We start from the raw sequence: 23816 nt of genomic DNA, 5'->3' as shown, positions 1-23816 counted from the left end.
CGCTGCAGCCGGGCATATACTCGTCCGCACAGCGTTGCCTGCCGACGCCGGACAGCGTCGCGGTCCATGGCAGCGCCCAACCGGGATCCTTCCATGACCAACAAGAAAATGAGATTGAGGAGCTGGTCCGCCGCCGGGCTCGTGTTGCTGCTGAGCTCGCTGATGCTGGCCGCGTGCAGCTCGTTGCCCACCATCGTGCCCGACATGGACACGCAATCGGCCCGCACCATCCAGATGAAGGGCGGACGCGGCGTGCTCTCCGAGGCACAGGCCAAGGCCGCGCTGGACAAGCTGCGCGCGCAGAATGCCGACAACACCCTGCTGGACCGCCACGTGGCCATCGAAGGCGCCATCACCGGCTCGCCGCTGGTCACCGGCAACAAGGTTACGCTGCTCATCGACGGCCCGGCCACCTATGCCTCCATGCAGCAGGCGATCCAGGCCGCGCGCTATCACATCAACATGGAAACCTACATCATGGAAGACGATGAGGTCGGCCGCCAGTTTGCCGACCTGCTGATCGCCATGCAGAAGAAGGGAGTGCAGGTCAACCTGATGTATGACAGCGTGGGCAGCATCAATACCCCGCGCGAATTCTTCCAGCCCCTGATCGATGCGGGCGTGCATGTGCTGGAATTCAATCCGCTCAATCCGACGCAGCTGCGCAAGGACTGGGCCGTCAACCAGCGCGATCACCGCAAGCTGCTGGTGGTCGATGGCAAGACCGCTTTCGTCGGCGGCATCAACATCAGCAGCGTGTATTCCAGCGGCTCCTTCAGCACCCGCAAGAAAAAACCGCAGCTCAACAAGGACGGCGAGCAGATCCCTTGGCGTGATACGCAGGTGCGCATCGATGGCCCGGTGGCGCTGGAATTCCAGAAGCTGTTCATCGAGACCTGGGGCAAGCAGCGCGGTCCGGACCTCGGCGACCATCGCTACTTCCCGCCCGTCGCCCCCGCCGGCAACGAGATCGTGCGCGCCATCGGCAGCTCGCCCGATGATCCCTACAGCATCATCTACGCCACCTTCATCTCGGCCATTCAACATGCGGAGAGTTCGATCTACCTGACCAATGCCTACTTCGTGCCCGATCCGCAACTGCGCGATTCGCTCAAGGATGCGGCCCGGCGCGGCGTGGATGTGCGCCTGATCCTGCCCTCGCACAGCGACTCCTCGCTGGTGCTCTATGCCTCGCGCTCCTTCTACAGCGAACTGCTGGAAGCGGGCGTGCGCATCTACGAACGCCAGGACGCGCTGCTGCATTCCAAGACCGCGCTCATCGATGGCGTCTGGTCCACCATCGGTTCGACCAACCTCGACTGGCGCAGCTTCGTCTACAACCAGGAAATCAATGCCGTGATCCTGAGCCCGCAATTCGGGGCCCAGACCAAAACCATGTTTGACCGGGATCTTGGTGCCTCGAAGGAAATCACAAAGGAACAATGGGAGCAGCGCCCGATCAGTGAAAGGATGAAGGAATTTGGTGCCAGCGTCTGGTCCCGCCTGCTTTGAGCGCGGCGGGAAACGCCGGTGAATGAACGAATGTACTGAAATCGAAAAGGAGTCCGGTTTGCGATCGATGTTGTCCCGTCTGACCTCACGCTTGTTGCTGGCTGCCACCTGTGCCTTGGCGGTCGGCAGCTGGGCACATGCCCAAACCCAGACCGGTGCGGTCGCCATGAAGAGCCGTTACGAAGAATTGCAGGGCGAGCTCAGCAACAACGGTTACCATCGCCCTCTCTACCTGAATTCGCGCGAGGATGGCGGCAACGTCAAGGGCGACATCTATGCCGTGCTGAGCTATCCCTTTGCACAAGTGCGCGAGTCGCTGGACAACCCCGATCATTGGTGTGACATCCTCATCCTGCACCTCAACACCAAGTATTGCCGCATGATGCGCGAAAACGGCAAGACCACCCTGCGCATGCAGGTCGGCAAGAAGACCGAACAGGATCTCAACGATACCTACCGCGTCGACCTGCGCTATCACGGCGGGGCCAGCGCAGCCGATTATTTTTCGTCCTCGATGCTGGCCGACAAAGGACCGCTGGACACCTCCAACTATCGCATCGAGATTGAAGCCATTCCGCTGGATGACAAGCGCTCCTTCCTGCATTTCAGCTATGCCTATTCCTATGGCATGGCCAGCAAGCTGGCACTGCGTGCCTACCTGATGACGGCCGGCCGCGACAAGGTCGGTTTCAGCGTGGTCAAGCGCGAGGCCAACGGACAGCCGCAGTATGTCTCGGGCAGCCGCGCCACGGTGGAGCGCAATACCATGCGCTATTACCTGGCCATCGATGCCTATCTGTCCGGCCTGGAAGCACCGGCCGGAGAACGGCTGGAGAAGCGGCTGACGGCCTGGTACGGTGCGACCGAACAATATCCCCGCCAGTTGCATGAGGTCAGCCGCGAGGACTATCTCTCCATGAAGCGCAAGGAAGTGGCGCGGCAGCAGAAGGCCGCTCAGTAATCCTGCACTTCGGCCTGCTCACGCAGCCACTCAAGGAACGCAGCCACCGCAGGCCGGCGTGCATGATGCGCCGGGTAGACCGCAAAGTGCGCCTTGACCTTGATGGCGCGATCCAGTCCGAAGACCGGTTTCAGTTTCTTTTCCTCGATGTGTCGCGCGGCCACGGTCGCGCTCTCCAGCGCCACGCCCAATCCCTGGGTAGCGGCATCCAGTGACATCTGTGCGCGGTCGAAACGGACCGCGAACTGCTCCGGCGGACGCACGTCCGCAAATTCCCCGAACCAGTCCGACCACTGCACCACGCTCACGTTGCTGCGAATGAGCTTCACGCCCAACAGATCGGCAGGTTTTTTGAGCTTGTACTCACGGATGAAAGCCGGGCTGGCCAAGGGCACGATGCGCTCTTCGAAGAGCGGCTCCACTACCAGTCCCGGCCAGTTGGGAATGCCGTAGCGGATGTCGATATCGACTTCGCCCAACTCGAAATTGCTCTGCGAGTGCGCCGCCGAGAGATTGAAGGTGATCTCCGGATAGGTGCGCGCGAAATCATTGAGCCGCGCCATCAGCCACAGGCTGGCGATGCTGGGCGCGGAATGGATGTAGAGCGTATTGCTGACTCCTTGCCGCACGTCCATGGACGCCGCCGTGATGGCCGAGATCGCCCCCTGGATGCGCGCCAGGTAACTCTCCCCTGCCGTGGTGATGCGCACGCCGTGCGCGCTGCGCTCGAAGAGCCGAATGCCGAGATAGGATTCCAGCCGCGCCACCTGGTGGCTCACCGCCGAGGCCGTCAGGTGCAGCTCGGCCGCCGCCAGCGCAAAACTCTTGCGCCGGGCCACCGCTTCGAAGGCCTGGAGGTTGGGTAACGGCGGGAGAACGGCCATGGACGGGCTCTGTGGCTAAGATGATGATCCGTCACTTTAACATGACGAGACTTCGCTTGTCGTCAGGCGAGGAAAGTTCGACCATGCGCATCAGAACAAAAACGGAGACATGGTCAAAGCCCCTGCATGCTGCACGGCAGCACGCGCCATCGCGCATCCGCGCTGTCTCCGCTGTTGCTCACTTCAACGCAAACATCTGGAGAACACGACATGCTGCTCAAGGACAAGGTTGCCGTCATCACCGGCGGTGCAGGAATCAACGGACTGGGCTACGCCACGGCGCGCCTGATGGCCGGACAAGGCGCCCGCGTGGTGGTGCTGGACCTGGCGCAAGCCGACCCGGCCGGCGCCGCTGCGCGCATCGGCAGCCAGCATCTGGGGCTGGTGGCGGACGTGACCGACAAGGCTTCCTGCGAGGCGGCCATCGCCCAGGCCGTCAAGCAGTTCGGCCGCATCGACATCCTGGTCAACAATGCCGGTATCACCCAACCCGTCAAGACGCTGGAGATCACCGGCGCGGATTACGACCGCATCCTCGATGTCAGCCTGCGCGGCACGCTCTACATGTCGCAGGCGGTGCTGCCGGCCATGCGTGCGCAGCAGAGCGGTTCCATCATCTGCATCTCGTCGGTATCGGCGCAGCGCGGCGGCGGCATCCTGGGGGGGCCGCACTATTCGGCGGCCAAGGCCGGCGTGCTGGGGCTGGCGCGTGCCATGGCGCGCGAGTTCGGCCCGGAAGGCATCCGCGTCAACAGCATCACCCCCGGCCTGATCGGCACCGACATCATCAAGGGCAAGCTCACCGAAGAAAAGAAGGCCGAGATCGCCGAGACCATTCCGCTGGCGCGCCTGGGCCGTGCCGACGACATCGGCGGCGCCTGCGTCTTCCTCGGCAGCGACCTCTCGCAATACTGCACCGGCATCACGCTGGACGTTAATGGTGGAATGCTGATTCATTAAACACAGCTTAATGCTCGCGCACGCCGGCCCGGCCGGCATCTTTCCCGCTATCAGAACAAACAGGAGACCAGAGATGACCCAAGACAACAGCAAACCCCGCAAGACCACCCTGAGCCGCCGCCAGCTGCTCAAGGCCGGTGCCGTGGGTGCGGCGCTGCCGCTGTTTTCCATCATGAGCCGTCCGGCCCATGCGGCCGAGTTCAACTACAAGTTCGCCACCGGACAAGATCCGTCGCACCCGGTCAACAAGCGTGCGCAGCAGGCCATCGACCGCATCCGCGAAGCCACCGGCGGCCGGCTGGACATCAAGCTGTTCCCGGCCAACCAGCTGGGTTCGGATACCGACCTGATGTCGCAGATCCGCAATGGCGGCGTGGAATTCTTCAACCAGGCCAGCGTGGTGCTGTCGACCCTGGTGCCGGCAGCCGGCATCGTCAACACCGGTTTCGCCTTCCACGACTACAAGGAAGTCTGGCAGGCCATGGATGGCCCGCTGGGTGCCTATGTGCGCGCGCAGATCGAGAAGGTCGGCCTGTTGACCATGTCCAAGCCCTGGGACAACGGCTTCCGCCAGATCACCACCTCGACCAAACCGATCAAGACTGCGGGCGACCTCAAGGGCCTGAAGCTGCGCGTGCCGGCGGCACCGATGCTGACCTCGCTCTTCACCGCACTGGGTGCCAGCCCGACGCCGATCAACTTCAACGAAGTCTATTCGTCGCTGCAGACCAAGCTGGTCGAAGGCCAGGAAAACCCGCTGGCCATCATCAGCACCGCGCGCCTGTACGAAGTGCAGAAGTTCTGCACCATCTCCAACCACGTGTGGGATGCTTACTGGATCCTCGGCAACCGCCGCGCCTTCGAGAAGCTGCCCAAGGACATCCAGGAAATCGTGCGCCGCGAACTGGACAAGGCTGCCACGGACGAACGCGCCGACATCGCCTCGCTGGCCGGCTTCGCCCGCAATGACCTGCAGGGCAAGGGCGTGCAGATCATCGAGGCCGACAAGGATTCCTTCAAGGCCGCACTGGCGCAGGCCAACTTCTACAAGGACATGCGCGCCAAGTTCGGTGACGATGCCTGGAAGCTGCTGCAGAACGCCGTCGGGAGCCTGGGATGAGCGCCCTGTCGCTGGAGCAGCCGGTGACGGATGATCGCTCCTTGGCCGCGCGCCTGGAAAACTGGCTGGGCCTGGCCATCGAGATCCCCGCCGCGGCGCTGGTGGTGGGCGAGGTGGTGGTCCTGCTGGCGGGCGTGATCATGCGCTTCATCTTCAACAACCCGATCCCCTGGGCGGATGAACTGGCCTCCATCCTGTTCCTCTGGCTGGCCAACCTGGGCGCGGCCGTGGCCCTGCGGCGCGGCACCCACATGCGCACCACCGTGCTGGTGGGCTTCATGAGCGAACGCGGCAAGGCCTGGGCCGAAGCCTTGGCCATCATCGCGCCCTGCGTGATGCTGCTGATCCTGATGCATCCGATGTGGGAATACGCCGAAGACGAAATGTTCGTGCAGACCCCGGCGCTGGGCTGGCCCAACACCGTACGAGCCGCTGCCGTGGCAGTCGGTGCGGCGCTGATGATTGCGCTGTCGCTGCTGCGCATCTCGCGCCAGAAGCTGGTCGACCTGGCCGGCGTGGTGGCCCTGCTGGCCGTGGTGGCCGGTGCCATGTATCTGGGCGCAGGCTGGCTGCAGGCCATCGGCAACTGGAACCTGGTGGTGTTCTTCGGTGTGGTACTGGGCGTGTCGGTGCTGCTGGGCATTCCCATCGCCTTCTGCTTCGGCCTGGCGACGGTGGCCTTCATGCTCACGGTCACCACCAGCCCGCTGGCGGTGGTGGCGGGACGCTTCGATGAAGGCATGTCCTCGCTGATCCTGCTGGCCGTGCCGCTGTTCATCCTGCTGGGCCATCTGGTGGAAATGACCGGCATGGCCAAGGCCATGGTGGATTTCCTGGCGTCGCTGCTGGGCCACGTGCGCGGTGGGCTGAACTACGTGCTGCTGGGGGCGATGCTGCTGGTCTCGGGCATCTCCGGCGCCAAGACCGCCGACATGGCGGCGGTGGCTCCGGTGCTGCTGCCGGAGATGAAGCGGCGTGGCAATCACGAGGGTGAACTCATTTCGCTGCTGGCAGCCTCCGGTGCCATGGCCGAGACCATTCCGCCCTCGCTGGTGCTGATCACCATCGGCTCGGTGGCGGGGGTATCGATTGCGGCGCTGTTCACCGGCGGCATCATGCCGGGCATCGTGCTGGCCGTGCTGCTGGCAATCCTGGCGCGCTGGCGCAGTGCCGAGATCCTCGAAGGCATCCAGCGCGCGCCCGGCCGCGTGGTGCTGCGCACGCTCATCATCGCCCTGCCCGCGCTGCTGCTGCCGATCCTGATCCGCACGGCCGTGGTCGAAGGGGTGGCCACGGCCACCGAGGTTTCCACCATCGGCATTGCCTATTCGGTGGTGGCGGGTCTGCTGGTGTATCGCCAGTTCGACTGGAAGCGGCTCTATCCGATGCTGGTCGACACCGCTGCCTTGTCGGGCGCGATCCTGTTCATCATCGGCACCGCTACCGGCATGTCGTGGGCGCTGACGCAGTCGGGCTTCTCGCATGCGCTGGCCGAGGCCATGACCAGTGTGCCGGGGGGCAAGTATGGCTTCCTGCTGGTGTCGATCGCCGCCTTCATCGTGCTGGGCAGCGTGCTGGAGGGCATCCCCGCCATGGTGCTGTTCGCGCCGCTGCTGTTCCCGGTGGCCAAGGCCATCGGCGTGCATGAGGTGCATTACGCCATGGTCATCATCCTCTCCATGGGCGTGGGCCTGTTCGCACCGCCCTTCGGCCTGGGCTACTACGCCGCCTGCACCATCGGCCGCGTGCATCCGGACGTCGCCGTCAAGCGCATCTGGCCGTATCTCGGCGCGCTGGTGGTGGGCCTGCTGATCGTCGCCTTCGTGCCGTGGTTTTCGATTGGCTTCCTGTGATTTTTTACGTTTTCATTCCTCTAGCAAGGACTCGCAATGTCTGACAATTTGGCAAACCTGCGCGCAAGCGCATACCGCATCCGCCGCAATGCCGTGCGCATGGGCGAGGTCCAGGGCCAGGGCTACATCGGCCAGGCGCTGGGCTGGGCCGACGTGCTGGCCGTGGCCTACAAGCACGCCGTGCAACTGCGCCCGGATGATCCGGAGTGGAACGGCCGCGACCGCTTCCTGCTCTCGCACGGGCACTACGCCATCGCCCTGTATGCCGCCCTGATCGAGGCCGGCATCGTCCCCGATGAAGAGCTGGAATCCTACGGCAGCGATGACAGCCGCCTGCCCATGTCGGGCATGGCGACCTATACGCCGGGCATGGAAATCTCCGGCGGCTCGCTGGGCCAGGGCCTGGCCATCGGCGTGGGCATGGCGCTGGGCCTGCGCTACAACAACAATGCGGCCTTCGTCTACAACTCCATGTCCGATGGCGAGCTGGATGAAGGCTCGACCTGGGAAGCCGCCATGGGCGCGGCCCACCACCAGCTGGGCAACCTGATCTGCCTGGTCGACATCAACAACCAGCAGGCCGATGGTCCTTCCAGCAAGGTGATGGGCTTTGAGCCGCTGGCTGACAAGTGGGCGTCCTTCGGCTGGTACGTGCAGCGGGTTGATGGCAATGACCTGGCCGCCGTGGTGCGGGCCTTCGACAATGCCCGCCACCTCAAGGACGCCAAGCCGCGCGTGATCCTGTTCGATACCCTGATGGGCAAGGGCGTGCCCTTCCTGGAGCAGCGCGAGAAGAACCACTTCATCCGTGTGGATCCGCCCGAATGGCAGCAGGCGCTGTCCATCCTCGACCAGTCTTATCAACAAGGAAGCCAAGCATGAACACCGTCGCAGAGAAGAAACCGCGCCTGACCACTTCGGCCATGATCGCCTCCATCGCCGCCGAGGGGCAGCGCGTGCAGGCGGCCCCGTTCGGCAAGGCCCTGGTGGAATACGCTGCGGACCGCCCCGAGATCGTGGGCCTCACCGCTGACCTGGCCAAGTACACCGACCTGCATCTGTTCCAGAAGGCGTATCCCGAGCGCTTCTTCCAGATGGGCATGGCCGAGCAGTTGCTCATGGCCGCCGCCGGCGGCATGGCCAAGGAGGGACTGGTGCCCTTCGCCACCACCTATGCGGTCTTTGCCACCCGGCGTGCGTATGACTTCATCCACCAGGTGATCGCCGAAGAAAACCTGAACGTGAAGATCTGCTGCGCACTGCCCGGCCTGACTACCGGTTACGGCCCCAGCCACCAGGCCACCGAAGACCTGGCGATGATGCGCGCCATTCCGGGCATGACCATCGTCGACCCCTGCGATGCGCTGGACCTGGAACAGGCGGTGCCGCAGATCGCGGCGCACCAGGGCCCGGTCTACATGCGCCTGGCGCGCGGCAACGTGCCGCTGGTGCTGGATGAATACGACTACCAGTTCGAGCTGGGCAAAGCCAAGGAGATCCGCGATGGCAACGACGTGCTCATCATCTCCAGCGGCTTCATGACCATGCGCGCGCTGGAAGTGGCCAAGGCGCTGGAGGCCGACAACGTCAGCGTGGGCGTGCTGCACTGCCCGACCATCAAGCCCTTTGACGAAGCCACGGTGGTGCAGCAGGTCAGCAAGAAGAACCGCCTGGTGGTGGTAGCCGAGAACCATTCGGTCATCGGCGGCCTGGGCGAGATCGTTGCCACCACGCTGATGCGCCACCGGGTGCAGCCGGCGGGCTTCCAGATGGCCGGCTTGCCGGATGCCTTCCTCGATGCGGGGGCGCTGCCGACCTTGCATGACCGCTATGGGATCAGTTGCGAGGTGCTGAGCCGGCGGATCAGGGAGTGGTTGAAGTAATCGCTTGTCCGCGCATACGGACGCAGACCGACATGCAGACGATAAAAAAGGAGACCTCGGTCTCCTTTTCTCATGGCGGTTTGCTGAGGCTTATTTCAGACTCAGCACCCACTTCACCAGCTCCTTCGCCTCAGCCTCGGTCACCTGGCCCTTGTTGGCCGGCATCGCTACCGCGCCCCAGACACCGCTACCGCCGTTGAGGACCTTCTGGGTCAGCTTGGCTTCGGCATCCTTCTGGCCGGCGTATTTCTTGGCCACTTCCTTGAAGGCGGGGCCGACGATCTTGGCGTCCACCGAGTGGCAGGCCATGCAATTCTTGGACTTGGCCAGTTGCGCATTGGCCATGGCTTCGGCGGAAATGGCCGAACCGGCCACCAGGGTGGCGATCAACAACAGGTATTTCATGGGGGCTCCTCAGCAAGCGGTGGACGACGGTCACGCCTGCAGCGGCATTCTCCAGGCGCTTCGCAGGCGGGGCTATTCTACCCGGCTTCGCCACGCACCCTCTATCTGCCCTCGCGTATATCTGTCATAGATCAAATTCCATGACGGAAATATCACGCCATCCTCGCCTTGTCGCGTTGCAAGGCCGGGGATATCATGGACGCCCGACTCATTCGGATCCGATATCAGTCCATGTCCGACCATCCCCGCCTGGAATTGCGCCAGCTGCGCTACTTTGCCGCCGTCGCCGAGGAAAAGCATTTCGGCCGCGCCGCCGCGCGCCTGCACATGACCCAGCCGCCGCTGTCGCAGACCATCGCCGCGCTGGAAGAGCAACTGGGTACGCCCCTGTTCCAGCGCACCAAGCGCAGCGTGGCGCTCACGCCGGCCGGCGAGGCATTGCTGCCGGAGGTCCAGCGCATCCTGCAACAGGCCGCCGCCCTGCCCGACCTGGCCCGGCGCGCGGCCAGCGGGGCCTCCGGACTTTTATCGCTTTCCTTCATATCGAGTGCGGACTACAGCATCCTGCCCCCGCTCCTGCAGCGCTTCCGGGCGCGTTATCCGCAAGTCCAGATCGAATTGCGCGAAGCCACCACCGATATCCAGCTGGAAGACCTGATGCAGGGCAAGATCGACGCCGGCCTGCTGCTGCCGCCGCTGCCGGAGAAAGCCGCCGCCGTGCTGGATGTGCGTCCGGTGCTGTCGGAGCCGCTGATTGCGGCGCTGCCCGAAGGCGCGGTCAAGAGACGCGGACCGGTGTCGCTCAAGAGCCTGCGCGAGCTGCCGCTGATCATTTTCCCGCGCCGCATTGCACCGGCCTTCCATGACACCATCCTGTCCTGCTTTCGCGATGCGGGCGTGACGCCCCATATCGGCCAGGAGGCGATCCAGATGCAGACCATCGTCGGCCTGGTCTCGGCTGGCATGGGAATGGCGCTTGTGCCACAATCCGTCTCGAATTTGAAACGCCCGGGCGTGGACTATCGCCGGCTCTCGGATGCGGCACCGGAAATCCAGACCGGCCTGGCCTGGCGGCGCGACAACCCGTCCGGCGTGCTGCGTGCCCTGCTGGATCTCCTGGAGATGCCCGCCTGATCCCATTGCACGGGAATCGCTGCTGCGAACTTGCGCAAGGCGGCGTGCTCCAACCGCCGTTCCGCCCAACAACAGAAAGATCAAACTCATGCTAGTCCACCCCATGCCCGACCCGATCGCCATCCACATCGGGCCGCTGGCCGTCCACTGGTATGGCCTGATGTACCTGCTGGCCTTTGCCCAATTCATTGCGCTGGGACGCCTGCGCATCAAGCAGCCGCACATCGCCGCCGTCGGCTGGAAGAAGGAAGACCTCGACGACATGCTCTTCTATGGCGTGCTCGGGGTGGTGTTGGGCGGGCGGCTGGGCGAGATCCTGTTCTACAACCCGGCGTATTACTTTGCGCATCCGGCCGACATGATCGCGGTCTGGAAGGGCGGCATGTCCTTCCACGGCGGCTTCCTGGGCGTGATGCTGGCGATGTACCTGTGGGGCCGCAAGCGCGGCCGCAACCTGATGGACATCATGGACTTCATCGCACCGATGGTGCCGCTGGGGTACGCGGCCGGCCGCCTGGGCAACTTCATCAATGCAGAACTGCCGGGCCGTCCGGCCGATCCTTCGCTGCCCTGGGCCATGATCTGGCCCAACGTCGACAACATCCCGCGCCATCCTTCGCCGATCTACCAGATGCTGGTCGATGGCATCCTGCTGTTCATCATCCTGTGGATCTTCGCGCGCCACTCACGTCCGCGCATGGCGGTGGCGGGCATGTTCTCGCTGCTGTATGGCTGCGCGCGCTTCTTCACCGAGTACTTCCGCGTGCCGGATTATGAGGTGCATTTCGGTGGCATCACCATCTCGGCCGGGCAGATGCTGTCGGTGCCGATGATCGTGCTGGGGATCATCTTGCTGGTGCTGGCTTACAGGCTCAGGCAGCAGGCGCAAGCGCCGGTGGAGCCGGCAGTAGTGGCCAAGAACTAGACAAGCAAAAACTGGTAAAAGAAAAACAAAGACAGGCAAAAAGGGCGGGCAGCGATATCCATCGCGCCCGCCCTTTTTTCTTGATTCATCACCCTGCAATCACCCTCCGACCACTCCAATGAAACGACTCATCATCATCACGACAAGCGTCCTCTTGATCGTCATGACATGCCTGCTGGGCATCGTACTGACCGGCCTGCTCGATGACATCCAGAAGAGCGATGCAGGCATCGTGCTCGGCTCCAAGGTCATGCCGGACGGCACGCCTTCTGACCGCCTGCGCGCAAGACTGGACAAGACCGCCGAACTGTATCGGCAAGGCATGTTCCGGCACATCATCGTCAGCGGAGGCACGGGTAAGGAAGGCTTCAGCGAGGCGCAAGTCATGGCCACCTACCTGAGCGAAGTACAATCCGTTCCCCGTTCGGCCATCCTTCTGGATGAGCAGGGCAACACGACCATGGCATCGGCGGTCAACAGCGCAGCGATCATGCAGGCCCAGGGCTTACGCAGCGCCCTGGTCGTCACGCAGTTCTTCCACATTCCGCGCAGCCGTTACGCGCTGCACCGCGTCGGCATCGACACCGTTCATTCAGCACATGCGAACTACTTTGAAGCCCGTGATTTCTATTCCCTCGCACGCGAAATGATCGCACTACCAGCCTACTGGCTGGGCAGCAGACAATGACCAAAACAAAAAGCCCCGGCTGCAAACCGGGGCTTTTTTGATTCGATCAGACGGCCGGAAAAACCCGGCACCGTCCTCTCTCAAGGCTGTGGAAAACTCAAGCCTTCTTCAACGCAGCCGCCGCCTTGGCGATCTCGGTGATCTTGTCCCAGTCACCGGCCTCGATGGCCGCCTTCGGGGTCAGCCAGGAGCCGCCTACGCACACGACGTTCTTGCACGCCAGGAACTGCGGTGCCGTCTCTTGCGTAATACCGCCCGTCGGGCAGAACGACACATCGGACAAGGGACCGGCAATACCGTTGAGCATGCCCACGCCACCGGCCGGCACGGCCGGGAACAGCTTCAACTGACGGAAGCCCGCTTCGCGCGCGGCCATCACTTCGGAAGGCGTCATCACGCCCGGCAGCAGCGGCAGGCCGCTGCGCTTGGCCGCTTCGATCAGCGCCGGGGTCAGGCCCGGCGAGACGCCAAAGACCGCACCTGCATCACGCGAAGCAGTGAACTCTTCGGGCGAAGTCAGCGTACCCACGCCCACGATGGCGTCCGGCACCGACTCGGCAATCGCACGGATAGCCGGCAGGCCGTGTTCGGTGCGCAGGGTGATTTCCAGCACGCGGATCCCGCCCGCGACCAGGGCGCGTGCCAGCGGCACGGCGTGTTCGAACTTGTCGATGGCGATCACCGGGATGACCGGCGAGGCGCGCATGATTTCCAGTGTGGTCTTCATACCGTGACTTTCTCTTTCTCAAAAATCGGCGGCAGGCCAAAGGTGGCGCCACCCTCTTCTGCGGTTCCCACCGCGTTGCGGAACAGGCTGAACAATTCGCGGCCCATGCCGTGCTGATTGCCCGACAGGTCGCTGCTGTCCAGGCCACGTGCTTCCCACTCGGCTGCCTCCACCTTGGCTTGCAGCGTACCCGCATCGGCGTCCAGGCGAATGATGTCACCGGTGCGAACGCGTCCCAGCGGACCACCGCCCAGCACTTCCGGCGTAACGTGGATCGCGGCCGGTACTTTACCCGATGCGCCCGACATGCGGCCATCGGTCACCAGCGCCACGTGACGGCCCTTGTCCTGCAGGATGCCCAGCGCCGGAGTCAGCGAGTGCAGCTCCGGCATGCCATTGGCACGCGGACCCTGGAAGGTGATGACGGCCACGAAGTCGCGATCCAGCTCGCCGGCCTTGAAGGCGGCCATGAAGGATTCCTGCGAATGGAATACCACGGCAGGTGCTTCCACCACACGATGCTCGGGCTTGACCGCCGAGATCTTGATGACCGCGCGGCCGAGGTTGCCCTGCAGCAGCTTCAGGCCACCATCGGCTGCAAACGGCTTGGCCACCGTGCCCAGCACGCCTTCGTCGCCGCTCGTGGCGGGAGCATCGTGCCAGGTGACGATGCCGGGACGGCCGTTCTCGCCTTCAGCTGCCAGCATCGGCTCCTTGCAGTGCTGGCGCAGGCCCTGGCCCAGGATGGTGGTGACGTCGTCATGCATCAGGCCGGCATCGATGAGCTCACGCAGCACGAAGCCGGTGCCACCCGCCGCATGGAAGTGGTTCACGTCGGCCGTACCGTTGGGGTAGATCTTGGTGATCAGCGGCACCACGGCCGAGAGCTTGTCGAAATCGTCCCAGTCGATCACGATGCCGGCGGCCTTGGCGATGGCAACCAGGTGCAGCGTGTGATTGGTGGAGCCACCGGTAGCGTGCAGCGCGACGATGGCATTGACGATGGACTTTTCATCGATCATGCGGCCCACCGGCGTGTATTGCGAACCGAGGTCGGTGATCTTGGCAGCCTGCTTGGCGGCCGCAGCGGTCAGCGCATCGCGCAGCGGCGTGTTGGGGGTAATGAAGGCTGCGCCCGGCAGGTGCAGGCCCATGGCTTCCATCAGCATCTGGTTGCTGTTGGCGGTGCCGTAGAAGGTGCAGGTACCGGCCCCGTGATAGGACTTCGATTCCGCTTCCAGCAGCTCGGCGCGGCCGATCTTGCCAGCCGTGTAGAGCTGGCGGATCTTGACCTTGTCGCTGTTGCTCATGCCGCTGGTCATCGGACCGGCAGGCACGAACACGGCCGGCAGATGGCCGAAATGCAGCGCGCCGATCAACAGGCCCGGCACGATCTTGTCGCATACGCCCAGGTACAGCGCCGCATCGAACATGTTGTGCGACAACGCGATGGCAGTGGCCATGGCGATGGCGTCGCGCGAAAACAGCGACATCTCCATGCCGGCTTGGCCTTGGGTCACGCCATCGCACATGGCCGGGGTGCCGCCAGCGAATTGCGCCACGGCACCGGCTTCACGCGCGGCTTCTTTCAAAATCTGGGGGAAACGCTCGAAGGGCTGGTGCGCCGACAGCATGTCGTTGTAGGCCGAGACGATGGCCAGCGACGGAGCCTTGTCTTCCTTCAACTTCAGCTTGTCATTGGCGGGGAAGGCGGCGAAGCCGTGCGCCAGGTTCGTGCAGGCCAGCGCGCCACGCTGCGCGCCCTTGCGGCGCGCGGCTTCCAGGCGTTCGAGATAAGCGGTCCGGTAAGGACGGCTACGTTCGGCGATGCGTTGGGTGACGCTGGCTAAGGTAGCGTTGAGAGACATTGTCGGTTTCCTGTTAGCGTTAACACTGTAATTTTACTACACAATTTTGGCCGAATGAAATCATACACTTAGAGCACTGCAGCAGGCCAGTCGCGCCCGTCTTTTCATTGGTCAACATCATTCCACTTCAAAACCCTTATCACTTCCGGCTTTGGGGCGCAGCGCGCCGATGCCGCACGGCAATGTAACGGGCCGGTCATAAACTGTAGTGAAACTACCACTTTGGCGACATTTGATGTATAGTCAACCGCGTTGCCCCGAGAACATGACCACGGCCGGCCGCGCTGCCAACCAGGTCAAGACAGCCAACCGACACCCAACTCATGCATACCACCGCCCTGACCGACACGGCCGCCTTCCAGGCATTGCAAGCACATCACGCTACGGCAGTTCAATGGCATCTGCGCGACCTGTTCGCCCAACAGCCCGACCGTTTCGAGCGCATGCACGTGCGTGCCGCCGGGCTGCTGCTGGACTACTCCAAGAACCGCCTCAATGCCGATACGCTGGACCTGCTGCTGAGCCTGGCCCGCGAGCGCGGCGTGGAAACCCTGCGCGAAGCCATGTTCAGCGGCGAGAAGATCAACTTTACCGAACAACGCGCCGTCCTGCACACTGCCCTGCGCGCACCGGCTGATGATCGCACCGCGCAAGTGGACGGACAGCCCGTGGCGCAGGAGGTTCACGCGGTCTTGCAGCACATCCGCGCCTTCTCCGAACGCGTACGCAGCGGCCAATGGCGCGGCTACACCGGGCGCGAGATCACCGACATCGTCAACATCGGCATCGGCGGCTCCTTCCTCGGCCCGCAGATGGTCTGTACCGCCCTGCGCGATTATCGCCACGCTCGCCTGACGGCGCATTTCGTTTCCAACGTCGATGGCCATGACCTGGATGAGGTGCTCTCGCGCATCGATCCCGAGACTACGCTCTTCATCGTCGCCTCCAAGACCTTCTCCACCCAGGAAACCATGCTCAACGCCAAGTCGGCGCGCGCGTGGTTCTTGCAGCATGGCAAGTCCGAAGATCTGGCCAAGCACTTCGTGGCCGTCTCCACCAATGCCAAAGAAGTCTCGGCCTTCGGCATCGATACCGAGAACATGTTCCCCTTCTGGGACTGGGTCGGTGGCCGTTACTCGGTGTGGTCGGCGATCGGCCTGCCGATCGCCCTGCTGATCGGCTATGACAACTTCGCGCAATTCCTGGCCGGCGCCCACGCCATGGACCGCCATTTCCGCGAAGCACCGCTGGAATCGAACATGCCGGTGATCCAGGCCCTGGTCGGGATCTGGAACCGCAACTTCCTCGACAGCGCCTCGCTCACCATTGCGCCCTATCACCAATGGCTGCGCTTCTTCCCGGCCTACCTGCAACAGCTGGACATGGAGAGCAACGGCAAGCGCATCACCCGTGACGGCACACCGGTCTCGGTACAGACCTGCCCGGCCATCTGGGGCGACGTCGGCACCAATGGCCAGCACGCCTATTTCCAGCTGCTGCACCAGGGCACGGACATCACGCCCATCGATTTCATCGCCGTACTCAAACCTTCACACGCCATTGCCGAGCATCAGGAAGCGCTGCTGGCCAACTGCTTCGCGCAGTCGGAAGCTTTCATGCGCGGCAAGGACGCCGACGAAGTGCGCGCCGACCTGCAGGCACAGGGTGTGCCGGAGGCGGAACTCGCGGCCCTGATCCCGCACAAAACCTTTGACGGCAATCGTCCCAGCAATACCCTGCTGCTGCCCGAACTGAGCCCGCATGCGCTGGGCGCGATGATTGCGCTCTATGAGCACAAGACCTTCGTGCAGGGCGCAATCTGGGGCATCAACAGCTTTGACCAGTGGGGCGTGGAACTGGGCAAGGTGCTGGCCAAGACCATCCTGGCCGAACTGAAATCCGACACCGCACCCGATGCCGCGCGGCACGATGCCTCCACCAGCGCCCTGATCGCACTGGCGCGCGAGGCAGCCCGCACCGGGCAGCAAGGCTAGCAACCACGTAGCGCCAACCCGCTACTTCACGCACAAGAGACAACACACACCATGGCTACTTCTGATTTCGATCTGGTTTTATTCGGCGGCACCGGCGACCTCTCGATGCGCAAGCTGCTGCCGGCGCTGTACGCCCGCGAGCGCGCGCGCGACCTGCCGGCCGATGCCCGCATCATCTGCCTGGGCCGCGATGAAAAATCGCGTGAGGATTTCCTCAAGCTGGTGGAAAAGGATTCCAAACCCCACGTGCCGGCCGCCAACCTGGACGCCAGCGTCTGGGACCGCTTCACCAACCGCCTGCAATACGCCTCGGTCAATGCCAAGGAAGCCGGCAGCTTCAGCCACCTGAAAGAAGCCCTGCGCGAAGTCGACGGCCTGGCGCGCGTGTTCTACCTGGCCACGCCGCCCAGCCTGTTCGCTTCGATCTGCGAGAACCTGTCCAAGGCCGGCCTGGTTACGCCGACCTCACGCGTGGTGCTGGAAAAACCGCTGGGTCGCGACCTCGAAAGCGCGCGCAACATCAACGCGCAAGTGGGCCGCTACTTCCAGGAATCGCAGATTTTCCGTATCGACCACTACCTCGGTAAAGAGGCGGTGCAGAACCTGCTGGCGCTGCGCTTCGGCAATGTGCTGTTCGAACCGCTGTGGCGTCGTGAATGGATTTCCGACGTGCAGATCACCATCGCCGAAGAGCTCGGCGTCGGTGGCCGCTTCGATTACTACGACACCTCGGGTGCCCTGCGCGACATGCTGCAGAACCACCTGCTGCAATTGCTCTGTATCGTGGCCATGGAGCCACCGGTATCGAACTCGGCCGACGCCGTGCGCGATGAAAAACTGAAAGTGCTGCGCTCGCTCAAGCGCTTTACCCCGACCACCCTGGCCATGAACGTGGTGCGCGGCCAATACCGCGCCGGTCACGTGGATGGCGTGGCCGTGCCCGGCTACCGCAAGGAAGCCGACGCCAATCCCGATTCGCGCACCGAGACCTATGTCGCCGTAAAGGCCGAGATCGATACCTGGCGCTGGGCCGGCGTGCCCTTCTACCTGCGCACCGGCAAGCGCATGGCCGATTCGCTGGCCGAGATCGTGGTGCGCTTCAAGAGCGTGCCGCACGCCATCTTCGCGCATCAGAACGACACGCCCAACTGCCTGGTGATCCGCCTGCAGCCGGACGAAGGTCTGCACATGAACCTGATGGCCAAGCAGCCCGGCGACGGCATGCGCCTACGCCCGGTGGAACTGGAACTGGACTTCCGCGAGAAGTTCAAGACCCCGCGCATGGACGCCTACGAGCGCCTGCTGCTGGACGTGCTGCGCGGTCACCTCACGCTCTTCATGCGCAGCGACGAACTGGAAGCCGCCTGGGAATGGGTCGAACCCATCCTCACCTACTGGGACCAGCAGGAAGCCGACCCCGTGCCCTACAACGCCGGCACCTGGGGCCCGGCTGCCGCGAGCGCACTGATCGGCCGCGATGGCCTGCAGTGGCGCGAAGAAGCGCTGCCCGAGGTCTGAGGCCACACGCTTAGCGTCACCAGGCCACTGCCATGTCCATGCTGCTCGATTCCATCCGCACCCACATCAACTCCCTCTCCAAGTCGGAGAAGAAAGTGGCGGCGACCATCCTCGCCAATCCGCAGCTGGCCCTGGCGGAGAACCTGACGGCGCTGGCCAAGAATGCGGAAGTCTCGGAACCGACCGTGATCCGCTTCTGCCGCGCCATCGGTTACGAGGGCTGGCACGACTTCAAGCTGAAGCTAGCGCAGAGCCTGGCACTGGCCCTGCCCGGTGCGGATGAAACGCTGGCGCAGGATGACCTCGCCGCCGACCTGGTCAACAAGATCTGCAGCCGCTCCATCAACACCCTGCTGGATCTGCGCAACCACCTGAACCCGGATGCGATCCAGCTGGCGCTGGACGTGCTGGCGCGCGCCAACAAGATCGAGTTCTACGGCCAGGGCACCTCCGGCATCGTGGCCAACGACGCCCAGCACAAGTTCTTCCGCTCGGGCGTACCCACGGTGGCCTACTCCGACCCGCACATCCACAGCATCGCGGCCTCGCTGCTCAAGGCTGGCGACTGCGTGGTGGCGATCTCGCAGCGTGGCGGCAATGCCGCCCTGCTGCGCTCGATCCAGCTGGCCCGCAAGGGCGGTGCCGACATCATCGTGCTGGGCCCGTCCGGTACACCGCTGGCCGAACTGGCGACGGTGCTGGTGCCCATCGACCTGTCTTTCAACATCGATCCCTATACGCCCATCTCGGCGCGCCTGGCGCACCTGGTGGTGATCGACATCCTCGCCGTGGGCCTGGCCCTGCGACGCGGACCGGAATTCCGCAAGAAGATGCAGAACGCCCAGAAATCGCTGCAGAAATTCGACATGCAATTCGATTCCTTCTTCCGTTGAGAGGACTGCGACGGATCAAGGATCAGTCATTGACCGACAGACAGCGCAGCGCCAATGCGTACAATGCCGTTGTCCCCTTCATTCTCTTTAGCAACAGGACTTTCCATGAGCCAGCTTGACCAGTTGAAGCAGTACACCACCATCGTGGCCGATACCGGCGACTTCCAGGCGATGAAGGCCTTCGCCCCGCAGGACGCCACCACCAATCCCTCGCTGATCCTCAAGGCGGTGCAGAAGGCCGAGTACAAGCCGCTGCTGGAATCGGTCGTGAAGGCCCACGCCGGCAAGAGCACCGATGAGATCATCGACCGCCTGCTGATCGCCTTCGGCCTGGAAATCCTGAAGCTGATCCCCGGCCGCGTCTCCACCGAGACCGATGCACGCCTGTCCTTCGACACCGAGGGCACAGTGGCCAAGGGCCGCGAACTGATCCGCCTGTACGAAGAAGCCGGCATTGCCCGCGAGCGCGTGCTCATCAAGATCGCCTCCACCTGGGAAGGCATCCGCGCCGCCGAGATCCTGGAAAAGGATGGCATCCGCTGCAACCTGACCCTGCTGTTCTCGCTGCCGCAAGCCATTGCCTGCGCCGAAGCCCGTGTCCAGCTGATCTCGCCCTTCGTCGGCCGCATCTATGACTGGTACAAGAAGTCCACCGGCCAGGACTACACCGGCAGCGATGACCCGGGCGTGCAGTCGGTCAAGGCGGTCTACAACTACTACCGCAAGTTCGGCTACGCCACTGAAGTGATGGGCGCCAGCTTCCGCAATACCTCGCAGATCGTCGAGCTGGCCGGTTGCGATCTGCTGACCATCAGCCCGGACCTGCTGCAGAAGCTGGCCGACACCGATGGCCCGGTCGAGCGCAAGCTGAGCAAGGAAGCGGCGGATGCCGCCGATATCGAGCGCATCTCCCTGGACGAAAAAGCCTTCCGCCTGGCCTTGAACGGCGATGCGATGGCCACCGAAAAACTGGCCGAAGGCATCCGCCAGTTCGCGGCTGATGCAGTGAAGCTGGAGCAGATCGTCGACGCATTGCGTTAAGGAGAACGGCGCAGCTGCGCCTTGTCCACGAACGTGATCCAAAAAAGAAGGCCGCATCGTCTGCACGATGCGGCCTTCTTCATTGCGCAATGGAATCCTTCGATTCAGCTCACGCAGCGTTCTTCCTGGTCGCTTCTTCCAGCGTGAGCAGCGTATGCGCAATGCTGTCGGTCGTGGCCAGCGTCTTGATGGTGCCGGTACGCAGCGCGCCCAGCATGGCGCTGGCCTTGCCGCTTTCGCTGGCGACCGCGATGACGTCGGGAATGCGCCGCAAGTCATCCACCGTCAGGCCGATGACGCGCGAATGCGTCTCCGTGCGGATGGGTTCGCCCTGGATGTTGATGAAGTCATAGCCCATCATGTCGCCTACCGCGCCATGGCGCTTGAGCTCCAGGATTTCCTGGGGCGAGAACCAGCCCATGCGTACCATCGGGCTGTCTTCATGGATATCGCCCACCCCGATGAGTGCCACGTGCGCGCGGCGCGCCTTGTCCAGCGTGGGACGGACCGCATCATTGGCCAGCAGCGCATCGCGCATGGCCGCATTGTTGACCAGTGCCGGGGCATACAGCGTTTCACTGTCGCCGCCGAAACGCGAGGCCAGGCGACGGCAGATGTGATCGGAGTTCATCGCTTCGCCACCACGATAGTAACCACCGATACCACAGACGAAGGTGGCGCTGCGCCGCGTGTTGGACACCGCGTGTTCGGACACCGCATTGATGTTGCGCCCGATGCCTACGGCCACGATGCTGTCATCGGTCAGGCTGCGGTCGAGGTGATTGGCCACCAGGCCGGCCAGCATGGCGCGCTGGCGGTCCTGGTCGTTGTGGCTGACCGAGATGAGCGCGCGCTCGATGCCGAAACGCTGCATCAGCGCGTGTTCCAGCTCGATGGTCTGGCCCGGATGATGGCGCACGCGGATTTCCACGATGCCCTCGTCCTGCGCCCGCTTGAGCATGCGCGCAATCGAGGCGCGCGAAATCGAAAAGCGCTCCGACAGCTCCTGCTGCGTCAGGCCATCGACGTAATACAGCGTGGCCAGGCGCGTCAATTCATCCATGGACATGGATTCCCCCCTTGGCTTGCGTTTGCCTCTGCGTCACTGCCGGCTTGCATCCGGAAGCGCTGCGCCTATGGGCGCTTGGTATTGTGCAAATGATGTTCATACTCTTTGATGCGCTCCAGCTTTTCGGTCGAGCGCCCACCTGAAAACTCCGCCGCCAGCCAGGTATCGACGATGGCCTTGGCCAGTTCGCTCCCGACCACGCGTGCGCCCAGGGTGATGATCTGGGCGTCATTGCTCTTGCTGGCCCGTTCGGCTGAATAAGTGTCGTGGCATTGCGCCGCGCGCACCCCCGGCACCTTGTTGGCCGAGATCGCCATGCCGATCCCCGTGCCGCACAGCAGGACGGCGCGGCCGATCGCCCCTTGCCGGATCTGTTCGGCCACCGCAAAGGCGATGTCGGGGTAAATCACGGGCTCCGTATCATGGGTGCCGAAGTCCACCACGTCAAGGCCCTTTCCTGCCAGATGGGCCTTGATGACCTCCTTGAGCGCATACGCCGCTTCGTCGCATCCGATACCTATTTTCATCCTTGTCTCCTGGTGACGATGAACTGCCTTGCTCATGCTCGGCCAGAATAATTATTCACCGAAGAGCATTTGTTCATCAAGAGACTAATGCAAAAGTGTTCTGAACGCCACATAAACTGCAGTAACTCAGCTTTAATACCTCATAAATGCATTATTGCACCGCAAAACAGAAGAAAAAGTTATTTAAAGCGATGAGCAAATGAGCATTGACAGCAAAAAAATTCTTTGCAATGATGGGCTCACAACAAACATTTACCCATCGCTGGACATTTGACCAGCGCATGTATGGAGACAGCCATGGCAGAGCTTTTGCTGGAAGCACATGGAGTGAGCAAGTCCTTCCACGAGATCGTGGCGCTGGCCGACGGACGCCTGCAGTTGAAGCGCGGCAGCGTGCATGCGCTGTGCGGCGGCAACGGTGCCGGCAAATCGACCTTCCTGGCCATCATCATGGGCCTGCTGCGGCGGGATGGTGGCGAGATCCGCCTCAAGGGCCAGCCTGTGGATTTCCATTCGCCGGCCGAAGCCATGCAGCACCACATCGCCATCATCACGCAGGAGCTCTCGCCCATCCCCGGCATGAGCGTGGCAGAAAATCTCTACCTCGGCCGCGAGCCCCGCGTGGCAGGGCTCTGCGTCAACATCCGCGCCATGGAACGGCAGGCGCAGGCGCTGCTGGATCGCCTGCAATTCCAGGTCGATGCGCGCGCTCGCATGCAGGACCTGAGCCTGGCCCAGGTGCAATTGGTGGAAATCGCCAAGGCCTTCAGCCACGACTGCGACGTGATGATCATGGACGAACCCACCTCGGCCATTGGCGAAAAGGAGACCGAAGTCCTGTTCCGCGCCATCCGCAGCGTGGCCGCACAAGGCACCGGCATCATCTACGTGTCGCACCGTCTTTCCGAAATTTTCCAGATCGCCGACAGCTACACGGTCTTTCGCGACGGCCGCTTCGTCGAGACCGGTCTGATCCGCGACATCGACCGCGCCAGTCTGGTCAAGGCCATCGTCGGCCGCACGCTGCAGGTGCAGGAGCGCCGCCGTCGCCAGGGTGGCGAGGCGATCCTGTCGACCGAAGCACTGGGCCGCCAAGGGGAATTCGACCAGGTCTCGCTGCAGGTTCATGCGGGCGAAGTGGTCGGCATCTATGGCCTGATGGGCTCGGGCCGCAGCGAATACCTCAATTGCATCTATGGCCTGACCCGGCCCGACCAGGGGGCCGTCACGCTGCGGCAGCAGCCCCTGCCCGCAGGCCGGCCTGCGGCCAGCATCGCCGCTGGTCTGTCACTGGTGACCGAAGACCGCAAGGACAGCGGACTGGTGCTGTGCGCCTCGATCCAGGACAACATCGTGCTGGCTGCGTACCGGCGCATGTCGCGCCTGCCGCTGATCCGGCGCAGCCGCGTCGATGCGCTGGTGCGGCAGATGATCCAGCGCCTGCAGATCAAGGTGAGTTCACCGCATCTGCCGGTCTCTTCCATGAGCGGCGGCAACCAGCAGAAGGTGGTGCTGGCGCGCTGCCTCTCGACCCAGCCACGTTGCCTGCTGTGCGACGAACCCACGCGCGGCATCGATGAAGGTGCCAAGCGCGAGGTGTACCAGCTGATCGACCGCTTCGTGCAGGACGGCGGTGCCGCCCTGGTGGTGTCTTCCGAGGCGCAGGAAATCCTCGACCTGTGCGACCGCATCGCCATCTTCAAGCGCGGCCGCGTGGTGGAAGTGGTCGATGCGCATGCCACCACGCAGGAAGAACTGCTGCACCTGGCCTCGTAAGCGCGGGACGCAGTGCGTGCCTGCGATGACGCGCCGGTCTGCGACGCCCGCCTGATGTATCCCGATGACGATCCACCG

General features: G+C 63.4%; 21 protein-coding genes. 15 read left to right on the top strand and 6 right to left on the bottom strand.

The features are described 5' to 3' along the window. Window positions 1–93: 93 nt before the first annotated feature. Together cls and E2K99_RS05305 are read left to right on the top strand one after the other, a co-directional pair. Window positions 94–1512 carry a cardiolipin synthase gene (gene cls / locus E2K99_RS05310; protein WP_134221571.1) on the top strand — a complete coding sequence of 473 codons (1419 nt, stop codon included), beginning with the start codon at window positions 94–96 and terminating at the stop codon, window positions 1510–1512. Window positions 1513–1579: 67 nt separating this feature from the next. Further along, window positions 1580–2473: a hypothetical protein gene (locus E2K99_RS05305; protein ID WP_240733858.1), complete on the top strand. Its 894-nt coding sequence runs from the start codon at window positions 1580–1582 to the stop codon at window positions 2471–2473. On the opposite strand, the gene E2K99_RS05300 is transcribed toward E2K99_RS05305, so the two are convergent. Then, window positions 2467–3357 (bottom strand): LysR substrate-binding domain-containing protein, encoded by an 891-nt coding sequence (locus E2K99_RS05300; RefSeq protein WP_121044196.1) that lies wholly within the window; start codon window positions 3355–3357, stop codon window positions 2467–2469. The two genes, E2K99_RS05305 and E2K99_RS05300, sit on opposite strands and share 7 nt — an antisense overlap. A gap of 210 nt (window positions 3358–3567) precedes the next feature. Here E2K99_RS05300 and E2K99_RS05295 point away from each other — a divergent pair, with 210 nt between their 5' ends. The 5 genes from E2K99_RS05295 to E2K99_RS05275 all read left to right on the top strand — a co-directional run bounded on the left by E2K99_RS05295 (window position 3568) and on the right by E2K99_RS05275 (window position 9173). Continuing rightward, window positions 3568–4317 (top strand): SDR family NAD(P)-dependent oxidoreductase, encoded by a 750-nt coding sequence (locus tag E2K99_RS05295; protein WP_034332119.1) that lies wholly within the window; start codon window positions 3568–3570, stop codon window positions 4315–4317. Between the two features lie 73 nt (window positions 4318–4390). Further along, a complete protein-coding gene (locus E2K99_RS05290) occupies window positions 4391–5437 on the top strand; it encodes a TRAP transporter substrate-binding protein (protein WP_134221569.1) in 1047 nt (348 codons plus the stop codon). Beyond that, on the top strand, window positions 5434–7290 hold the full coding sequence (locus E2K99_RS05285) for a TRAP transporter large permease (RefSeq protein WP_134221568.1): 1857 nt from the start codon (window positions 5434–5436) through the stop codon (window positions 7288–7290). Before E2K99_RS05290 ends, E2K99_RS05285 begins: the two co-directional genes overlap by 4 nt. Window positions 7291–7326: 36 nt before the next feature. Beyond that, window positions 7327–8172 carry a transketolase gene (locus E2K99_RS05280; RefSeq protein WP_134221567.1) on the top strand — a complete coding sequence of 282 codons (846 nt, stop codon included), beginning with the start codon at window positions 7327–7329 and terminating at the stop codon, window positions 8170–8172. After that, window positions 8169–9173: a transketolase family protein gene (locus E2K99_RS05275; RefSeq protein ID WP_134221566.1), complete on the top strand. Its 1005-nt coding sequence runs from the start codon at window positions 8169–8171 to the stop codon at window positions 9171–9173. Before E2K99_RS05280 ends, E2K99_RS05275 begins: the two co-directional genes overlap by 4 nt. A 90-nt stretch (window positions 9174–9263) precedes the next feature. On the opposite strand, the gene E2K99_RS05270 is transcribed toward E2K99_RS05275, so the two are convergent. Next, window positions 9264–9578 (bottom strand): c-type cytochrome, encoded by a 315-nt coding sequence (locus E2K99_RS05270; protein WP_134221565.1) that lies wholly within the window; start codon window positions 9576–9578, stop codon window positions 9264–9266. Window positions 9579–9809: 231 nt separating this feature from the next. Between E2K99_RS05270 and E2K99_RS05265 the strand changes: the two genes are divergently transcribed. From E2K99_RS05265 to E2K99_RS05255, 3 genes are all read left to right on the top strand, one after another. Beyond that, window positions 9810–10712, top strand: coding sequence for a LysR substrate-binding domain-containing protein (locus E2K99_RS05265; RefSeq protein WP_205703758.1), 903 nt, complete (start codon window positions 9810–9812; stop codon window positions 10710–10712). 88 nt (window positions 10713–10800) lie between these two features. After that, complete coding sequence (gene lgt, locus E2K99_RS05260) at window positions 10801–11637, top strand: prolipoprotein diacylglyceryl transferase (protein WP_121044207.1); 837 nt, start codon at window positions 10801–10803, stop codon at window positions 11635–11637. A 118-nt stretch (window positions 11638–11755) separates the two neighbouring features. Further along, a complete protein-coding gene (locus E2K99_RS05255) occupies window positions 11756–12325 on the top strand; it encodes a YdcF family protein (RefSeq protein WP_134221563.1) in 570 nt (189 codons plus the stop codon). 97 nt (window positions 12326–12422) lie between these two features. On the opposite strand, the gene E2K99_RS05250 is transcribed toward E2K99_RS05255, so the two are convergent. After that, window positions 12423–13052: a bifunctional 4-hydroxy-2-oxoglutarate aldolase/2-dehydro-3-deoxy-phosphogluconate aldolase gene (locus tag E2K99_RS05250; protein ID WP_034336019.1), complete on the bottom strand. Its 630-nt coding sequence runs from the start codon at window positions 13050–13052 to the stop codon at window positions 12423–12425. After that, window positions 13049–14920 carry a phosphogluconate dehydratase gene (edd, locus tag E2K99_RS05245; RefSeq protein ID WP_134221562.1) on the bottom strand — a complete coding sequence of 624 codons (1872 nt, stop codon included), beginning with the start codon at window positions 14918–14920 and terminating at the stop codon, window positions 13049–13051. Before edd ends, E2K99_RS05250 begins: the two co-directional genes overlap by 4 nt. A gap of 323 nt (window positions 14921–15243) precedes the next feature. On the opposite strand from edd, the gene pgi reads away from it, so the two are divergent. From pgi to tal, 4 genes are all read left to right on the top strand, one after another. After that, on the top strand, window positions 15244–16914 hold the full coding sequence (pgi, locus tag E2K99_RS05240; protein WP_134221561.1) for a glucose-6-phosphate isomerase: 1671 nt from the start codon (window positions 15244–15246) through the stop codon (window positions 16912–16914). A gap of 51 nt (window positions 16915–16965) precedes the next feature. Then, window positions 16966–18432, top strand: a complete 1467-nt coding sequence (zwf, locus tag E2K99_RS05235; protein WP_121044221.1) for a glucose-6-phosphate dehydrogenase — start codon at window positions 16966–16968, stop codon at window positions 18430–18432. A gap of 38 nt (window positions 18433–18470) precedes the next feature. Continuing rightward, complete coding sequence (locus E2K99_RS05230; RefSeq protein WP_034310514.1) at window positions 18471–19325, top strand: SIS domain-containing protein; 855 nt, start codon at window positions 18471–18473, stop codon at window positions 19323–19325. Between the two features lie 105 nt (window positions 19326–19430). Then, window positions 19431–20366, top strand: a complete 936-nt coding sequence (gene tal, locus E2K99_RS05225; protein WP_034340035.1) for a transaldolase — start codon at window positions 19431–19433, stop codon at window positions 20364–20366. 109 nt (window positions 20367–20475) lie between these two features. Here tal and E2K99_RS05220 read toward each other — a convergent pair whose 3' ends face one another. Together E2K99_RS05220 and rpiB are read right to left on the bottom strand one after the other, a co-directional pair. After that, on the bottom strand, window positions 20476–21435 hold the full coding sequence (locus tag E2K99_RS05220; protein ID WP_121044224.1) for a sugar-binding transcriptional regulator: 960 nt from the start codon (window positions 21433–21435) through the stop codon (window positions 20476–20478). A 65-nt stretch (window positions 21436–21500) separates the two neighbouring features. Then, window positions 21501–21962, bottom strand: coding sequence for a ribose 5-phosphate isomerase B (gene rpiB / locus E2K99_RS05215; protein ID WP_034340041.1), 462 nt, complete (start codon window positions 21960–21962; stop codon window positions 21501–21503). A gap of 297 nt (window positions 21963–22259) precedes the next feature. Between rpiB and E2K99_RS05210 the strand changes: the two genes are divergently transcribed. Beyond that, window positions 22260–23738 carry a sugar ABC transporter ATP-binding protein gene (locus E2K99_RS05210; protein WP_134221560.1) on the top strand — a complete coding sequence of 493 codons (1479 nt, stop codon included), beginning with the start codon at window positions 22260–22262 and terminating at the stop codon, window positions 23736–23738. The last annotated feature ends 78 nt before the right edge of the window (window positions 23739–23816 follow it).

The sequence above is a fragment of the Herbaspirillum huttiense genome (genome assembly GCF_004367745.1).
Lineage (GTDB): Bacteria > Pseudomonadota > Gammaproteobacteria > Burkholderiales > Burkholderiaceae_D > Herbaspirillum > Herbaspirillum huttiense.
This window is presented reverse-complemented; position numbering and strand designations above follow the sequence as displayed.

What these genes read in the sequence shown, in the direction of transcription:
- pgi (WP_134221561.1), top strand. Translation starts at nt 15,244, where the DNA reads ATGCATACCACCGCCCTGACCGACACGGCCGCCTTCCAGGCATTGCAA.
- E2K99_RS05305 (WP_240733858.1), top strand. Translation starts at nt 1,580, where the DNA reads ATGTTGTCCCGTCTGACCTCACGCTTGTTGCTGGCTGCCACCTGTGCC.
- edd (WP_134221562.1), bottom strand. Translation starts at nt 14,920, where the DNA reads ATGTCTCTCAACGCTACCTTAGCCAGCGTCACCCAACGCATCGCCGAA.
- cls (WP_134221571.1), top strand. Translation starts at nt 94, where the DNA reads ATGACCAACAAGAAAATGAGATTGAGGAGCTGGTCCGCCGCCGGGCTC.
- E2K99_RS05250 (WP_034336019.1), bottom strand. Translation starts at nt 13,052, where the DNA reads ATGAAGACCACACTGGAAATCATGCGCGCCTCGCCGGTCATCCCGGTG.
- E2K99_RS05210 (WP_134221560.1), top strand. Translation starts at nt 22,260, where the DNA reads ATGGCAGAGCTTTTGCTGGAAGCACATGGAGTGAGCAAGTCCTTCCAC.
- zwf (WP_121044221.1), top strand. Translation starts at nt 16,966, where the DNA reads ATGGCTACTTCTGATTTCGATCTGGTTTTATTCGGCGGCACCGGCGAC.
- E2K99_RS05265 (WP_205703758.1), top strand. Translation starts at nt 9,810, where the DNA reads ATGTCCGACCATCCCCGCCTGGAATTGCGCCAGCTGCGCTACTTTGCC.
- E2K99_RS05230 (WP_034310514.1), top strand. Translation starts at nt 18,471, where the DNA reads ATGCTGCTCGATTCCATCCGCACCCACATCAACTCCCTCTCCAAGTCG.
- E2K99_RS05270 (WP_134221565.1), bottom strand. Translation starts at nt 9,578, where the DNA reads ATGAAATACCTGTTGTTGATCGCCACCCTGGTGGCCGGTTCGGCCATT.
- E2K99_RS05295 (WP_034332119.1), top strand. Translation starts at nt 3,568, where the DNA reads ATGCTGCTCAAGGACAAGGTTGCCGTCATCACCGGCGGTGCAGGAATC.
- E2K99_RS05290 (WP_134221569.1), top strand. Translation starts at nt 4,391, where the DNA reads ATGACCCAAGACAACAGCAAACCCCGCAAGACCACCCTGAGCCGCCGC.
- rpiB (WP_034340041.1), bottom strand. Translation starts at nt 21,962, where the DNA reads ATGAAAATAGGTATCGGATGCGACGAAGCGGCGTATGCGCTCAAGGAG.
- E2K99_RS05255 (WP_134221563.1), top strand. Translation starts at nt 11,756, where the DNA reads ATGAAACGACTCATCATCATCACGACAAGCGTCCTCTTGATCGTCATG.
- E2K99_RS05220 (WP_121044224.1), bottom strand. Translation starts at nt 21,435, where the DNA reads ATGTCCATGGATGAATTGACGCGCCTGGCCACGCTGTATTACGTCGAT.
- tal (WP_034340035.1), top strand. Translation starts at nt 19,431, where the DNA reads ATGAGCCAGCTTGACCAGTTGAAGCAGTACACCACCATCGTGGCCGAT.
- lgt (WP_121044207.1), top strand. Translation starts at nt 10,801, where the DNA reads ATGCTAGTCCACCCCATGCCCGACCCGATCGCCATCCACATCGGGCCG.
- E2K99_RS05280 (WP_134221567.1), top strand. Translation starts at nt 7,327, where the DNA reads ATGTCTGACAATTTGGCAAACCTGCGCGCAAGCGCATACCGCATCCGC.
- E2K99_RS05300 (WP_121044196.1), bottom strand. Translation starts at nt 3,357, where the DNA reads ATGGCCGTTCTCCCGCCGTTACCCAACCTCCAGGCCTTCGAAGCGGTG.
- E2K99_RS05275 (WP_134221566.1), top strand. Translation starts at nt 8,169, where the DNA reads ATGAACACCGTCGCAGAGAAGAAACCGCGCCTGACCACTTCGGCCATG.
- E2K99_RS05285 (WP_134221568.1), top strand. Translation starts at nt 5,434, where the DNA reads ATGAGCGCCCTGTCGCTGGAGCAGCCGGTGACGGATGATCGCTCCTTG.